Genomic DNA, 14,467 nt, shown 5'->3' with positions numbered 1-14,467 from the left:
AACAGGCCCCCGGACAGCGAGACTGTCCGGGGGCCTGTTGTTCATATCACCGCTGACCCAATCAGGCAGGCAACTGCGTGAAGCGCTCTACCGCCTGCGCTACTTGTGCCAGACTCCCCTGCCAGAAGGCGGCCTCACGGATATCCTGCCCCAGATGCTTGGCTACCAGGTCTTCGGCGCTCATCCGGCCGGTATCGCGCAACAAGGCACGATAGGCCTCGGCAATGCCCTCTTCCCCCGCCGCCTTGCGGCTCATCAACTGCTGATAGACCCCGAGGCTGAACAGATAACCGAACAGATAGGGGTAGTTGTAAAAGCCCAGCCCCGCGATGGAGAAGTGCGCCTTGGCCGCCCAGAACATGGGGTGATAGCGGGTCAGACTCCCCTCATACCAGCGTCCCCATGCCTCGTCAGTCAGCGCCTTGAGCCGCTCTGCCGGCACATAACCCTGCGCCCGCTCTGCCACCAGCGCCCGCTCGAAATCGAAGCGGGCCGGGATATTGACCAGGAAGGTGGCAGCGCCATCGGCTTCGGCCCAAGCGATGACCAGCTGCTCTTCCGGGCTTTGCGCCTGCTCGAACAGGGCGCTTCGCACCAGGGTTTCGGCAAAGATGGAGGCGGTCTCCGCCAGCGTCATGGGGTAGCTGCGCTGACTCATCGGCAGATCGCGGATCACCCAGTTGTGCCAGGCGTGACCCAGCTCATGGGCCAGCGTAATGACATTGTCCATAGTGCCGGCATAGGTGACGAAGACCCGCGGCTCGACCGGTTCGGCAAACTTGGTGCAGTAGGCACCGGTGCGGCGATTTGGCGTGGGCGCCGCATCAATCCACCCCTTCTCGGCCATCATACGGGCAAACGCCCCCATCTCGGGATCGAAACGGCTAAAGGCATCGGCAATCAACTCGATCGCCTCCTCGAACGGGATCTCGCGGCTGCTGACGGCCGGAGGCGGCGCAAAGAGATCCTCCGGCCCCAGATCGTCGAGACCAAGGCGCTCGGCCATCAGCTCCAGCGCCCGCTGGCCCAACCTACGGGCTCGCCAGGTTTCGCTCATCAGGGCATCGAGGGTGGAGCGTTCGATATGACTTTGATGGCAGGAGAGATCCAGCGCATCGAGCACACGGGTTTTGCCGCGCTGACGGGCCAGCTCCAACCGCCAGCCGTTAAGGGCATTGAGGATAGCGGCAACCGTCTCCTGCTCCCCTTCCCAACCGGCGCTGATGGCATCAAAGGCTTCTAAACGCAGCGCACGTATCGGGCTGGAGAGCAGATTGCTCGCCTCGGCCAGCCCCATCTCGCGGCCATCAATGGTTAACCGGATCTTGCCCACCAGATCGTTATAGAGGTTGCCCCAGGCGTGCAGACCATCGGTGCCCAGGCCAATCACCAGCTGCTCCGCCGCCACCGGCAAGCGCTGATCCTGCAAACGACGCTCGTGGCGCAGGCGGTACGCCTCCTCGCCGAGCAGCGGATCACTCATCAGCGCGGCAAATTCATCTTCCGGCAGCGCCAGCATCAGATCTTCCACCGGCGCCAGCGTCTTGAACAGATCGGCGTTGAGGGCGCGGGCACGGGACGCCAGCTGTTTGGCCTGCGGATCCCGCGCATCCTGACTGCCGCGGCACGCGGCCAGAATGGCGACGTTCCAGCCGATATGGCGAATATCACTGGCGCGCAACCGCACTTCCCGCAAGAAATCCAGCAGCGCTGCGTCATAGTCGCGCACCCCGTCCAGACCCGCCATATAGCTGGCCAGCTCTTCCAGCGCGTGGCGGGCTGCGCGCATGTCCGCTTCCAGCTCTGGGCTGTCGAGGCCCGGGTAGATATGGTCGTTATTCCACTGTTGTTGATACATAACTTCTCGCAAAGGCCTTTATCGGGAGGCGCAGCAGACCTGCGGGCAGCAAGTCCGACACCGGGCAACCCGAAGGCCAAAAAATGAAGAGAGGAAAAAAGAGACAATGGCCCGCAAGCTCGCTTATCCCTTGGCTGGGGCAAGACGGCTCACCAGCGTCATCACGGCAACCAGCAGCAGACCCGCCACCACACCGGCCACGGCGTTGAGCAGCGTCGGCGTCACCGCCGCCAGTACGGCCCCTACTGTGGGCAGGGTGGCGACAACAGCGGTTGCGCCTTCAATCAGGTGATAGGCAAAAGGCCAGCCATGCACCAAAATGCCGCCACCCACCATGAACATGGCGATGGTGCCGACCAGTGCCAACAGGTGCATCAGGCGGGGCGCCGTCACCAGCAGACCCTGCCCCACCGCGCGGCGCAGGGCGCTGCCATCGGGCTTTTGCAGCAGATGCAGACCGATGTCATCGAGCTTGACGATCAGCCCCACCAACCCGTAGACCCCGATGGTCATCAGCAGGGCGATGCCCGCCACTACCGAGAGCTGCAGCGCGAGGCTTGCTCCCTGTACCGTGCCAAGGGCGATGACGATGATCTCGGCAGAGAGAATAAAATCGGTGCGAATCGCCCCTTTTACCTTCTGCTGCTCGAAGGCCACCAGATCATCGGGAATAGGAGCTGTGTGTGCCTCACCCTCGCTCACTTCATGGGGCAGGAACTTGTGGGCCAGCTTCTCGGCCCCCTCAAAGCAGAGGTAGGCGCCTCCCAGCATCAAGAGCGGCGTGATAAGCCAGGGCACCAGGGCACTGATGGCGATGGCGGCGGGCACCAGAATCAGCTTGTTGCGAAATGACCCCTTGGCCACCGCCCACACCACCGGCAACTCCCGCTCGGCGCGCACCCCGGAGACCTGCTCCGCGTTGAGGGCCAGATCATCCCCCAACACCCCGGCGGTCTTCTTGGCCGCCATCTTGGTCATCAGCGCCACGTCATCAAGCACGCTGGCGATATCGTCGAGCAGGGCCAACAAACTGGTTCCAGCCATATCAAAGATCCCTTATATCAGTGAGAAACGTCTTCCCGAAAAATGTCTTGCGCTTGTTCACCACGACCTTGGTCATCAGCGCCACGTCATCGAGCACGCTGGCGATATCATCGAGCAGGGCCAACAAACTGGTTCCGGCCATATCAAAGATTCCTTATATCAGTGAGAACAACCCCGGGAGAGAGGTGTACGTCCCGATAACCACCAGGGTCAACAGGACCACCTCATGGCGATCGCAGGCCATCATCGGCCGAGCCAAGAATCCGGCGCTCGCCATCGGGGGGTTACGCCTTTCGGGCAAAAGATGGCACAGTGTAACGAGAAGCCGCCGTTTCGGCAGCACCCCTGAGCCATTTGTTCCTGGTTCCCTCTGAATCACCTCAAGGAGTTCCCATGCAACCCTGGCAACCTCTGCTCGATTTCTGGTTTGGCGACGAAGCCGATGATGTCCTGCGGGCCACACGGCAAGCCCCCCTCTGGTGGGGAAAAAGCAGCGAAACGGATGCCCTGCTGGCCAAGCAATTTGGCGCGCAAGCAGAGGCGGCCGCCAACGGGGAGCTGGCCGACTGGGCCGATCTGCACCACGGCAGGCTGGCGCTGATCCTGCTGCTTGACCAGCTGCCCCGCAATATCCATCGCGGCACGCCTGCGGCCTTTTCCCAGGATCCGCTGGCACGGGATCTCTGCCTGAAAGGGCTATCCATCGGGGCGGACAAATCCCTCTCGCCACTGGAGCGGGTCTTCTTCTATCTGCCGCTGGAGCATGCCGAATCCCGCGAACAACAGGCCAGAAGTGTGGCGCTGTTCGAGGCACTGGCTGCCGAGCAGGCTGGCACACCGGCGCAAGCAACGTTTGCCGGATTTGCCGACTTTGCCCGCCGCCATCAGGTGATCATCGAACGCTTTGGCCGCTTCCCCCACCGCAACGACATACTGGGTCGCACCAGCACACCGGAAGAGGTAGCATTTTTGCAGCAACCGGGCTCAGGCTTCTAAGCAAGCCATATAAAAAATCCCCGCCAGCTGGCGGGGATAGCGGATGGATAACAACCGTCGGCGTTACTGAATGCGATAGCGGGATATCTGCTGGTGGATGCTCTCGGTGGTGACATTGAGCTCCTCGGCTGCGGCAGAGGTCTCCTCTGCTGTGCTGCTGGTCTGCTGCACGACCTGAGCAATCTGCTCCACCTGATGGGCAATCGACTCGGCGGCCGAGCTCTGCTCGCGGATGGCATTGGTGATCTCGCCCACCTGCTCCATCACCCGGTGCGACGCACTGCGGATTTCGGCAATAATGGCGCCACTCTCGGTCGCCATGGTGACCCCCTGGCTCACCTTCTCCTCAACCAGATGCATGCGGGAGACCGTATTGTTCGACTCCTGCTGGATCGCCTCTACCGTGGCGGAGATCTCCTGGGTGGATTGGGCTGTGCGCTCAGCCAGTTTGCGCACTTCATCTGCCACCACCGCAAAGCCACGGCCGGACTCTCCGGCCCTCGCCGCCTCAATGGCCGCGTTCAAGGCCAGCAAGTTGGTCTGCCCCGCCACATCACGGATCACGTTGACCACACCGCCAATGCGCGAAATGCCCTCACCCAGCGCAATGACCTCGGCCGAGGCCTGCCGAATGGAGTCGGCGATCTCGTTGATGGCATGAACGGTGCGCTCGATGGTCCGGCCCCCCTCGGTCGCCAGTTGCCCCGACTCGTTGGTGATGCGGCTCGTCTCCTGAGTGCGCTGGGAGATATCTGTGATGCTGACCGTCATCTCTTCCACACCGGCGGCTATCAGACTGGTGGCATCATTGGCCTGATTAGCCGAGCTGGCCAGGTGTTGCGCTGCCTGAGAGAGAGATTCGGCAGTGCTCTTGATCTGCAAGCTGCCGACGGAAAATTCGGTAAATGTCTGTTGCAGCGTATCGAGCAGCCGGTTGACCGCATTGAGGGTCAGGCCAATCTCATCTTGCTGTTTCACATCAGCTCTCAGGGTAAAGTTGAGGTCACGCTGGATCCGGGTCAGGGTATCCATGGCGGTGCGAAGGGGATTGGCCACCTGATTGAACAACCAGACAAACAACCCCATCGTCAGTACGGTGGCACCACCGGCGATAAACAACAGGGTTTGCAGGCTGTTGTCATAATTCTCCTGGCCCTGCTTCTTGAGCGCCAGCCCCAAATCCATATTGAAGTTGACGTGAAGCTCGATTGCCTTGGCAAACTGCTGGAACACTCTGGTGGCTTCTCCCGCCAGCATGTCTCGCGCTTCATCGTTCTTGTTTTGTCTGGAGAGCTGCAGAACCTTGTCTATCTCCTGATAATATTGCGCAATAATGCGCTGATCATCGTCGGTCAGGCGCCGGTCTTCGTCATTGGAGAGCATCTCTGCTTTATATTTCTCCAGTTGCGAATTGATCTGTTTGCGATGCTCGGCAATATCGGCTTCTATCTGCTGCATCTTGCCATCATCGGTATTGAGAATGTGACTTTGCACTCGGGAGTGCAGCTCATAAAACGCAGCCTGCACCTCCTTGATCAGCGCAATACTGGGCACCGTATTGTCCGTCACATAGCTCAAGTCTCGATTGCCAGCCCCAAGGCGGTTGATACTGAACCAGCTGAGGAAAACAAGCGCCAGCATAACCAGCAGCGCTATCAGTTGAAGCCGACGAGCAATGTTCATAACCGTACACTCCAGATGAAAACTATCTAGCAGTGTAGACGAGCCATAAACAACAACGGCCCGCATTGGCGGGCCGTTGTTGTTTATTTTTCATGACGTTGTGATCAGGCTTTGGCTGGCTCACTCTCGCCCAGCGCGACGGTTTCACCCAGACTGTCTTCGGTCTTGGCCACCACGCTGGCGGCGATGGCGTTGCCCAGCACGTTGGTGGCAGAGCGGCCCATGTCGAGGAAGTGGTCGATCCCCAGCAGCAGCAGAATGCCCGCTTCCGGAATATGGAACTGGTTCAGGGTGGCGGCAATCACCACCAGAGAGGCGCGCGGTACCCCGGCCATCCCTTTGGATGTGACCATCAACAGCAACAGCATGGTGATCTGCTGGGCCATGGAGAGCTCGATGCCATACGCCTGGGCGATGAACATCACCGCGAAGGTGCAGTACATCATGGAGCCGTCGAGGTTGAAGGAGTAACCCATCGGCAGCACGAAGCTGGCGATGCGCTTGTCACAACCGAACTTCTCCAGACGATCCAGGGTCTTCGGATAGGCCGCTTCGGAGCTGGCGGTCGAGAAGGCAAGCAGGATGGGCTCGCGGATCATCGCCAACAGCTTGATGACGCGACCACGCAGGAAGACGCTACCCATGGCGATCAGCAGCAGCCAGAGGCAGGCCAGCGCGATGTAGAACTGGGCCATAAAGCTACCGTAGGTAACCAGAATACCCAACCCCTCTTTGGCCACCATGGCAGCGATGGCGCCAAATACCGCGAACGGCGCAAAGTTCATCACATAACCGGTCACTTTCAGCATGATCTCGGCAGCGCTGGCCATCAGCACCACTACCGGCTTGGCCAGATCGCCGAGCGCGGCGGCAGCCAGACCGAAGAAGAGGGAGAAGACTACGATCTGCAGGATCTCGTTGGTGGCCATCGCCTCGACCACGCTCTTGGGGATGGCGTGGGTCACAAAATCTTTCAGGGTAATGGCACCGGCAGCAATGCCCGAGCTGGCGGTGTCATTGGGCAGGGATAGTGAAAGACCCACACCCGGCTGCATCAGGGTCACCATCACCAGACCCAGGCTCAGGGACATCAGGGAGGCCAGCATAAACCAGCCGAGGGTCTTGGCACCGATACGCCCCACGGTGCGGGTGTCGCCCATCTTGGCGATACCGACCACCAGGGTGGTGAAGACCAGGGGAGCGATGATCATCTTGATCAGTCGCAGGAAGATATCGGTCAGGATCGTGATGTTACTGGCAAAATCCGCAGCCTGATCTGCGGCAAACATCCGATAGCCCTGGCCGGTGAGGATGCCAAACATCATGGAGATGAGGATGGCGACCGTCAGTTTATTCATTTTCATGGGGGAGTCCCGGTTTTGATTGGTGCAAGCCGTAAACAGTGGCGTGGGAGCCACTACAGTCCGTTTTTGTGATCCGAGCCGTTGATTCCTGGCGGCTGGTATGCTGGGAGAATGCCTAAAAGCAGGGGGTAAATCTAGAGGCTTTATCCAGAATTTTATCCTGCCATTAGGTGTATGTGATATGGATCTTGCAAACCATCAATATTAATCACTGTTTATTTTGATTTCGGCGAGATATTTCGCATTTAGAGTTCGCTCATCGAGTGCCCGTGGCAACAGGCGAAAAGTGAGCAGCGCCGAGATGGTATGCTGCACCTGCATCTGGGCCATAAAGAGATCCGGTTCATCCTCGTCAAAGCCGAAGATCGGCCGTGATGGGGTCACCCTGACGGCATCGCGGTTAATGGTCAGCTCATCGACCTTGAGCCAGGAGTAACCCTCTGCCAGTGCCAGCTCCCCTGCCCGCTTGAGTACATATTTGCGGGCGGTCTCCCTGTCCACCAGATCGTTGCCGACAAACTCCAGTTGCCACTTGTCCGGGCCAAGCCGGGTCTGGGAGAAACCGGTCTGGCCGTTCCAGAATGACTTTTCACTCTCGTAAGGGGTGGCGCAGCCCACCAGCAGCAGGGTGAGCATCAGCAGACAACAGGGTTTAGATACGGATGCAGACACGAGAGGCCTCGCCAGGCAAATGAGCAACAGAGTTGTTACTACACCATAAAGCGCGGTGGCTGCACAATCGACTCACGCCAACAGCGACCGGCACGCATCACCACTGGCTTCGCGCCTGTGCGGCAAATCGCAGGCAAAAGAAAAGGCCTTGTTGTTTGACAAGGCCTTTACCGGGGAATTTGGTCGGTGTGAGAGGATTCGAACCTCCGACCCTCTACACCCCATGCAGATGCGCTACCTGGCTGCGCTACACACCGACGGAGTCAGCTCGGCTGACGGGGGCAGAGTTTATGGAGATGACCCAGCCCTGTCAACAGGGAAACGCCGCCAATTCCTAAGCCACGGTGCGTTCGCCTGCTTTGCGAACAATCAGCGGTTAAAGGTCAGCCGCTTGCCCAGGATCTGGTCAGTCACCTGCCCGTTTTGCCAGGCGATCTGGCCGTTCACCAGCGTCATCTCCACCGTGCTGTGGAAGCGGTAGCCGTTGAAGGGCGACCAGCCACAGTGGTAGAGGATGTTGTCATCGTTGACCACATAGGGCTTGCCCAGATCCAGCAGCACCAGATCGGCGAAGTAGCCCTCGCGGATATAACCGCGATCCTGCACCTGGAAGCGCTCGGCCACCGCATGGGAGGTCTTCTTGACGATAGTCTCCAGGGTAAACACGCCGTTGTGGTAGAGCTCCAGCAGCGCCTGCAAAGAGTGCTGCACCAACGGTACGCCAGACGGCGCCTTGAAGTAGCTGTTCTGCTTCTCTTCCCAGGTGTGGGGCGCGTGGTCGGTGGCGATGATGTCGAGCACGTCGTTGCGTACCGCATCCAGCAGTGCCTGCTGGTCGGCGGCACTCTTCACCGCAGGGTTGCACTTGATCAGGCTGCCCTGGGTCTCGTAATCGGCATCATTGAAGAAGAGGTGGTGCACACACACCTCGGCGGTGATGTTCTTGTCCTTCAGCTCGCTCAGGTCATGGCTAGCGGTAAACAGCGACAGCTCCTTGGCCGAGGTCAGATGCAGCACGTGCAGCTTGGCACCGTATTTTTTCGCCAGCGCCACCGCCATGCTGGAGGATTTGTAGCACGCCTCGTCACTGCGAATGCGGCCATGCTCGTCCATCGGCACATTCTCGCCCCACTTGGCCCGTGCCGCCTCTTCCGCCTTGGCGATGGTCGGGGTGTCTTCGCAGTGGGTCACGATCATCACCGGGCTCTCGCGGAAGATGGCCGCCAGGGTCTCCTGATTGTCCACCAGCATGTTGCCGGTCGAGGAGCCCATAAACACCTTGACCCCGCAGGACTGCTTGGGGTCGAGACGCTTGATCTCTTCGAGGTTGTCGTTGGTGGCGCCGAGATAGAAGCTGTAGTTGGCGACGGAGGAGTTGGCAGCGATCTGGTATTTGGCTTCGAGAGCGTCGAGGGTGGTGGTCTGGGGATTGACGTTGGGCATTTCCATGAAACTGGTGGTGCCACCGGCGACGGCGGCGCGGGATTCGCTGGCGATAGTCCCCTTGTGGGTCAATCCCGGCTCCCGGAAGTGGACCTGATCATCGATCATTCCGGGGATGAGATGGCGACCTGCGGCATCGATAACCAGCGCATCGGGCGCCTCGATATCCGGGGCGATGCGAGCAATCCGTTCTCCCTCGATCAACACATCGGAGGCATAGATGCGGCCTTCGTTGACCAAGGTGGCATTCTTGATAAGCAGTTTGTTCATGGGGGGTTCCAGTTCCTTTGCCGATAATCGCGGGTCATAATAGCGCAAAACTGCCCTTTCTCTGTAGCAAGGCCTGACTGATGAAGTTATTTGTAAGAGATTTGACCGTGATCGACTCCAGCTACCTCTGCGAACGCCGCGGCATGGTGGGCGAGAGCTGGCTGGTAGATATCGAAATGAGCGGTGAGCTCAACGAAATGAGCATGCTGCTGGACTTTGGCCGGGTAAAGAAGCTGATCAAGTCGATCATCGATGAAGAGGTGGACCACAAGCTGCTGGTGCCGACCGAGTGCCCGCTGATCCACGTCGAGACACTGGATGGTGACGAAAGCACAGTGGATCTGCTGCGCCCGGGTCGCTCCATCCATCTGCGCTGTCCATCCCAGGGCTTTGCCTTTATCCCGGCTCCGCAAGTTGATAAAGAGTCGGTGACCCGCTACCTGCTGGCGGTTCTGGCCAAACGGCTGCCGGGCAATATCAAGGATCTCTCCCTGACCCTGCGTCAGGAGGCGATCACCGGTGCCTTCTACCACTACAGCCACGGCCTGAAAAAGCACGATGGCAACTGCCAGCGCATCGCCCACGGCCACCGCTCTCCCATCGAGATCCACGTCGATGGCGAGCGCGACCAGGAGCTTGAGCTCAACTGGGCCGAGCGCTGGGGCGATATCTACCTCGGCACCGAGGAGGACAAGGTAGCGCTGACCGAGCTCGCTTTGAGCCCTCGCGCCAATGCCCAGCTTGGCGAGCATCACACCGGCTTCAAATATATGGCGCCGCAAGGGCTGTTCCAGCTGGCCATCCCCACCGCCGAGGTGGAGATGATCGACACCGACACCACAGTCGAGCTGCTGGCCTGCTATATCGCCCGCGAAGTGAAGAAGATGGTGGGCGACAAGTTCGTCAAGATTGTCGCCTATGAAGGGGTCGGCAAGGGCGCGATTGCCTACGCCTGATCCCCTTGTCACGGCCGCAATAAAGAGAAGGCCCCGCATCTGCGGGGCCTTGTTGTTTCAACTCTCGACCATCAGGCGCTCAGGCGGAAGCGCTTGACTAGGCTCTCCTGCTGCTCGGCGAGGGAGTCCAGCTGCTGGCTGGTCTCGGCTACCCGCTCAATCCCCTGATAGTTGAGATCCGAGATATCGGAGATGCGGTTGAGGTTGGTGGCGATATCGGCGCTGGTGGCCTGTTGCTGCTCGGCGGCAGAAGCGATCTGGCTCGACATGTCGCTGATCAGCACCACAATCCCCTGCACCTCCTCCATGGCGTTGTTGGCGTGAGAGCTCTGATCCACGCAGCTGTCCATCTCGCGAGAGCACTCCTGCATCACGGTCACCGCCTTGGCTACCCCCTGCTGCAGGTTCTCGATCATGGTCTGGATTTCGCTGGTGGACTGGGCGGTGCGGCCCGCCAAACTGCGCACCTCATCCGCCACCACCGCAAATCCGCGCCCCTGCTCGCCGGCCCGCGCCGCTTCGATGGCGGCGTTGAGGGCCAGCAGGTTGGTCTGCTCGGCGATGCCGCGAATGACATCGAGGATGTTGCCAATCTGGCTGCTCATGGCGCTCACATCACCAATCACCTTGCCGGTCTGTTGCAGCTTGCCCGCCAGTTGATGAGTGGTGGTGATATTGCCTGCCATCACCTTGCGTCCCATCTCGGAGGCCTTCTCCACATCCTGCACCCGCTCCAGGGTCTGGTTGGCGGCCTGCGCCACTTCCCGCACCGAGGCCTCCATCTGGGTCATAGCGGCGGCGACCGAGGCGGTCTCCTGCCGCTGTTTCTCCAGATCCGCCCGCACTGATTCGGTGGTGTGGCGGTTACCGTGGGCGGCATCATTAAGCTGGGCCGACGCTTGTGAAAGTTGTGCCAGCACCTCCCCCATCTGGGCAATCAGCAGGTTGATCTGGCTGCCCAGCTGACCAAATTCGTTCTTGCTCTGAAAACCGATGCGCTGGGTCATGTCACCCTGGGTCACTTCGGTCAGCACCCGCAGCAACTCCCTGAGTGGACGGCGAATGGCCTTGCCCAGGGTATAAGCCACCAGCATGGCGATCAGGATGGCGACTACGATGCTGGTTCCCTGGGTCAGAGTGCTCTGGCTCTGAGTGGCTTTGGCGTGCTGAATGCTTTGACTCATCAGCTGCTGACTCTGGCCGGTGATCCGCTCAAGCTGGTTCTGGATCTCGACGATCAGGGCGCTCGCCTGCTTGCTCTTCTCCCGCATCTGTTCCTGCTGCTTCATCAGCGCCAGATACTGGGAGAGCACGCCTTCGCTTGCGGTGGTGTCGCGCACAAAGCCGTGAACATAGTGGCCCATGTCGTTCTCGAAGTTCTTGAGCTCCCCCTGTAGATCCTTGATGGTGCTGTTGAACCCCTCGATCTGCATCTTGTTGCGCTTGAGCGCCCCTTCGATGGGGGCCGGAATGGTCTGATTGAGGGCGTCCATGGTGGAGAGTTCGATAGCGGAAAGCTTGGTGGTCAGGGTCTCGGAGAGCATCTTGATAAAGCTGTCGTCGATGGTGACCATCATGTCACCCAAACTCTTCTTGAACTGGGGCAGACTGACCTGAAACTGCCCCTTGGCCAGATTGACCTTGTGCAGTCGGGTGAGCAGCGCCTCGTGTTCGCCGGGCAGGGTATCGGTCAGTTGCAGGTAGCTGTCGACCTGCTGGCTGAGGCTGCTCATCTCCCCTTGCAGTTCGGGGTGGTGGGCCACCTGCTGGCGCAAGACGTCGAGGCTCTTGCCCACCGCAGCCTTGGCCTGTTTCAGTTCGGCCACTTCGGCCGGCAGCAGTTTGGGATCCTGCTCGGTGAGCACATCCCCCAGCCACTTGTTGGCGCTGAGTAGGGTGATCTGGGTCTGACTGCTGGCAATCACCAGCGGCATAGACTGCTGGGTAACCTGCTCCAGTGCGTTCCCCAGGGTCTCCTGACTACGAAATGTGAGCAGTGAACTGGCCACCATCACGGCCACCAGGATCGCGAAGCCAAGGTAGACTCGCTGCAAGATGGAGAGATCCGACATTGTTTGTTTCATTATTGTCCCGCTGTATATGCAAAAGTCCCTTGCCTGAGTACCCCGTCCTTTTGATACCCTGCAGACCACCCTGAACAGGCGCTGCAGATGACGTCCCTCTGGCTATCGGTATTTTTAACAATAACTGAAGGGAATGGGACATCAGCTGTGTCAAATGTCGGCTTGTGTCACACTTGGCGTGCTGCTCGCCCCCCTTTCGGGAGCCGCTTGGGGTTCTAGTTCAATTTTCTGTTTCATATAAGGGAGTTAGCCATGGCGCAAGAAACCATTTTCAGCAAAATCATCCGTAAAGAGATCCCCGCCGACATCCTTTATCAAGACGATCTGGTCACCGCATTCCGGGATATCCAGCCCAAGGCCAAGACCCATATTCTGATCATCCCCAATGTGCTGATCCCCACCGTCAATGACGTGGAAGCCGAACATGAACTGGCCCTTGGCCGGATGTTCACCGTGGCCCGCAAACTGGCCGCCGAGGCTGGCATCGCCGAAGATGGCTACCGCCTCATCATGAACTGCAACCGCCACGGCGGGCAGGAGGTCTACCACATCCACATGCATCTGGTCGGTGGCCAGCCGCTGGGACCGCTGCTCAGCCTGTAATGAATCGCCACGCCTCAACCTGCCGCAGCGCCCTGTTGCTCTGCGGCGCCCTGCTGTTGCTGGGAGGCTGCGCCTCCCGCTGGCAGGATATGTTCGTCTCCTACTCCGATCAGATGGTGCCCCTGCGCAACCAGCTGCTGCTGGGCCATGCCGCCGAGGCACTGCCCGAAGTGCGCGACTCCACCCTTGGGGATGACACCTTTGTGCTGGATCGGCTCGAACAGGGGCGCATTGCCTGGCTGGCAGGTCAGGATGCGGGCAGCAAGCAGGCGTTCACCGCCGCCGACAGCCGCCTTCAGTGGGAAGAGAATCAGGCCGAATACCGGCTGAGCCACGGTCTGGATCAGGTGGGCAGTCTGCTCACCAACGACCAGTCGATGGCCTATCGTACTCCCGATTACGAACGCACCATGCTGCACCACTATCTGGCCCTCAACTATCTGCAACGGGGTGATGCCGATGGCGCTCTGGTGGAGGTGCGCCGGGCCAATCAGGTGCAGGAGCAGGCCCTGAAACGGCGAGCCGATGAGGTGCGCAAGGCGAAGGATGAGAGCGAAGAGGCCGAAGCAGAAGGCGAGATGCGCCAGCTGATGTCGCGCGGCGCACCGGATCTCGATCGGTTGATCGGCAAGGTCAAAAACGGTTTTCAGAACGCCTACACCTTCTATTTTTCCGCCGTGCTCTATGAGGCGGCCGGGGATCTCAACGATGCCTGGGTCGACTATCAGCGCGGCTACCAGATAGCGCCGGACAACCGCAGCCTGCAAGATGCCTTGCTGCGTCTGGCGCGGCTGCGTGGCTCACCGGACGAGATCCGCGAGACCGAGAAAAAGATAGGCCGCAAAGCACCGCCGCTTGCAAAAGATCAAGGCCAACTGGTGGTGCTGTTTGAAGATGGTTTGATCCCGGCGCGGCGCGAACTGTTCCTGCCGCTGCCCATCTCCACCTCCCGCGGCGATTTTCGCACCTTTACCGTCGCCATCCCCTATTACGATAATCGGGCCAGCGACACCGGCCCGCTGACGGTGGAAGTCGGCAAGCGGGCCTGGCAGACCAGCGAGCTGGTCAGGCTGGAAGCGCTGGCCGCCAAAGATCTGCAGGAGCGGCTGCCCGGCATGCTGACCCGCCAGGCGCTGCGACTGGTGGCCAAGGAGCAGATGCGCCGCACCGCCGCCAAAGAGGGGGGCGATGTGGGCAATATTCTGGTGGGGATCTTCAACACCCTCTCGGAGCGGGCCGATACCCGCAGCTGGCTGACGCTGCCAGCTCAGGCATCGAGCTGGCAGGGGATGGTGCCGGCAGGTGACATCAACCTCACCCTGAGCGCAGGGACGGCGCAGCGGCAATTGCCGCTCACCATCCACAAGGGACGCACCACCCTGGTCTGGGTACAGCGCCTCGGCGCCGGTCTGACCACCCGGGTGATGCCGCTCTGAGCAGATGGCGAAGAGAGATGAGCAAGACAATTAACCGGGCAGGCTCACACGCGGCCCC

General features: G+C 60.0%; 12 protein-coding genes and 1 tRNA gene. 4 read left to right on the top strand and 9 right to left on the bottom strand.

Annotation, left to right across the window (positions count from 1 at the left end; translation table 11 throughout):
- Positions 1–61 precede the first annotated feature (61 nt).
- From WBR25_RS07225 to WBR25_RS07215, 3 genes are all read right to left on the bottom strand, one after another.
- Positions 62–1,858 carry a M3 family oligoendopeptidase gene (locus tag WBR25_RS07225; RefSeq protein WP_479749638.1) on the bottom strand — a complete coding sequence of 599 codons (1,797 nt, stop codon included), beginning with the start codon at positions 1,856–1,858 and terminating at the stop codon, positions 62–64.
- Between the two features lie 123 nt (positions 1,859–1,981).
- Positions 1,982–2,902: a DUF808 domain-containing protein gene (locus tag WBR25_RS07220; RefSeq protein WP_479749637.1), complete on the bottom strand. Its 921-nt coding sequence runs from the start codon at positions 2,900–2,902 to the stop codon at positions 1,982–1,984.
- 1 nt (position 2,903) lies between these two features.
- Positions 2,904–3,044, bottom strand: coding sequence for a hypothetical protein (locus WBR25_RS07215; protein ID WP_193558067.1), 141 nt, complete (start codon positions 3,042–3,044; stop codon positions 2,904–2,906).
- Positions 3,045–3,295: 251 nt separating this feature from the next.
- Here WBR25_RS07215 and WBR25_RS07210 point away from each other — a divergent pair, with 251 nt between their 5' ends.
- Positions 3,296–3,898, top strand: coding sequence for a DUF924 family protein (locus WBR25_RS07210; protein ID WP_479749636.1), 603 nt, complete (start codon positions 3,296–3,298; stop codon positions 3,896–3,898).
- Between the two features lie 63 nt (positions 3,899–3,961).
- Here the strand turns inward: WBR25_RS07210 and WBR25_RS07205 are convergent, their stop codons facing one another.
- From WBR25_RS07205 to WBR25_RS07185, 5 genes are all read right to left on the bottom strand, one after another.
- Positions 3,962–5,581, bottom strand: a complete 1,620-nt coding sequence (locus WBR25_RS07205) for a methyl-accepting chemotaxis protein (protein WP_005334016.1) — start codon at positions 5,579–5,581, stop codon at positions 3,962–3,964.
- A gap of 104 nt (positions 5,582–5,685) precedes the next feature.
- On the bottom strand, positions 5,686–6,945 hold the full coding sequence (locus WBR25_RS07200) for a dicarboxylate/amino acid:cation symporter (RefSeq protein ID WP_043819404.1): 1,260 nt from the start codon (positions 6,943–6,945) through the stop codon (positions 5,686–5,688).
- Positions 6,946–7,149: 204 nt separating this feature from the next.
- Positions 7,150–7,581 (bottom strand): CC0125/CC1285 family lipoprotein, encoded by a 432-nt coding sequence (locus WBR25_RS07195; protein WP_041235087.1) that lies wholly within the window; start codon positions 7,579–7,581, stop codon positions 7,150–7,152.
- A gap of 216 nt (positions 7,582–7,797) precedes the next feature.
- Positions 7,798–7,874, bottom strand: a tRNA-Pro gene (locus WBR25_RS07190).
- A 112-nt stretch (positions 7,875–7,986) separates the two neighbouring features.
- On the bottom strand, positions 7,987–9,330 hold the full coding sequence (locus tag WBR25_RS07185) for a dihydroorotase (RefSeq protein WP_479749635.1): 1,344 nt from the start codon (positions 9,328–9,330) through the stop codon (positions 7,987–7,989).
- 80 nt (positions 9,331–9,410) lie between these two features.
- Between WBR25_RS07185 and WBR25_RS07180 the strand changes: the two genes are divergently transcribed.
- Positions 9,411–10,286, top strand: coding sequence for a 6-pyruvoyl trahydropterin synthase family protein (locus WBR25_RS07180; RefSeq protein WP_236354169.1), 876 nt, complete (start codon positions 9,411–9,413; stop codon positions 10,284–10,286).
- A 71-nt stretch (positions 10,287–10,357) separates the two neighbouring features.
- Here WBR25_RS07180 and WBR25_RS07175 read toward each other — a convergent pair whose 3' ends face one another.
- The gene (locus WBR25_RS07175; protein WP_279486871.1) at positions 10,358–12,370 is read right to left on the bottom strand and encodes a methyl-accepting chemotaxis protein; all 2,013 of its coding nucleotides are present in this window, start codon (positions 12,368–12,370) and stop codon (positions 10,358–10,360) included.
- A gap of 252 nt (positions 12,371–12,622) precedes the next feature.
- On the opposite strand from WBR25_RS07175, the gene hinT reads away from it, so the two are divergent.
- Together hinT and WBR25_RS07165 are read left to right on the top strand one after the other, a co-directional pair.
- On the top strand, positions 12,623–12,973 hold the full coding sequence (gene hinT, locus WBR25_RS07170; RefSeq protein WP_005334033.1) for a purine nucleoside phosphoramidase: 351 nt from the start codon (positions 12,623–12,625) through the stop codon (positions 12,971–12,973).
- A complete protein-coding gene (locus tag WBR25_RS07165) occupies positions 12,973–14,409 on the top strand; it encodes a COG3014 family protein (RefSeq protein WP_479749634.1) in 1,437 nt (478 codons plus the stop codon). The genes hinT and WBR25_RS07165 overlap by 1 nt, the downstream gene beginning before the upstream one ends.
- Positions 14,410–14,467: the final 58 nt, after the last annotated feature.

It is taken from the genome of Aeromonas sp. MTB (genome assembly GCF_056632455.1).
The sequence above is the reverse complement of the archived record's forward strand: the minus strand, read 5'-3'. Positions and strand labels throughout refer to the sequence as shown.

What these genes read in the sequence shown, in the direction of transcription:
- WBR25_RS07225 (WP_479749638.1), bottom strand. Translation starts at nt 1,858, where the DNA reads ATGTATCAACAACAGTGGAATAACGACCATATCTACCCGGGCCTCGAC.
- WBR25_RS07220 (WP_479749637.1), bottom strand. Translation starts at nt 2,902, where the DNA reads ATGGCTGGAACCAGTTTGTTGGCCCTGCTCGACGATATCGCCAGCGTG.
- WBR25_RS07215 (WP_193558067.1), bottom strand. Translation starts at nt 3,044, where the DNA reads ATGGCCGGAACCAGTTTGTTGGCCCTGCTCGATGATATCGCCAGCGTG.
- WBR25_RS07210 (WP_479749636.1), top strand. Translation starts at nt 3,296, where the DNA reads ATGCAACCCTGGCAACCTCTGCTCGATTTCTGGTTTGGCGACGAAGCC.
- WBR25_RS07205 (WP_005334016.1), bottom strand. Translation starts at nt 5,581, where the DNA reads ATGAACATTGCTCGTCGGCTTCAACTGATAGCGCTGCTGGTTATGCTG.
- WBR25_RS07200 (WP_043819404.1), bottom strand. Translation starts at nt 6,945, where the DNA reads ATGAAAATGAATAAACTGACGGTCGCCATCCTCATCTCCATGATGTTT.
- WBR25_RS07195 (WP_041235087.1), bottom strand. Translation starts at nt 7,581, where the DNA reads ATGCTCACCCTGCTGCTGGTGGGCTGCGCCACCCCTTACGAGAGTGAA.
- WBR25_RS07185 (WP_479749635.1), bottom strand. Translation starts at nt 9,330, where the DNA reads ATGAACAAACTGCTTATCAAGAATGCCACCTTGGTCAACGAAGGCCGC.
- WBR25_RS07180 (WP_236354169.1), top strand. Translation starts at nt 9,411, where the DNA reads ATGAAGTTATTTGTAAGAGATTTGACCGTGATCGACTCCAGCTACCTC.
- WBR25_RS07175 (WP_279486871.1), bottom strand. Translation starts at nt 12,370, where the DNA reads ATGAAACAAACAATGTCGGATCTCTCCATCTTGCAGCGAGTCTACCTT.
- hinT (WP_005334033.1), top strand. Translation starts at nt 12,623, where the DNA reads ATGGCGCAAGAAACCATTTTCAGCAAAATCATCCGTAAAGAGATCCCC.
- WBR25_RS07165 (WP_479749634.1), top strand. Translation starts at nt 12,973, where the DNA reads ATGAATCGCCACGCCTCAACCTGCCGCAGCGCCCTGTTGCTCTGCGGC.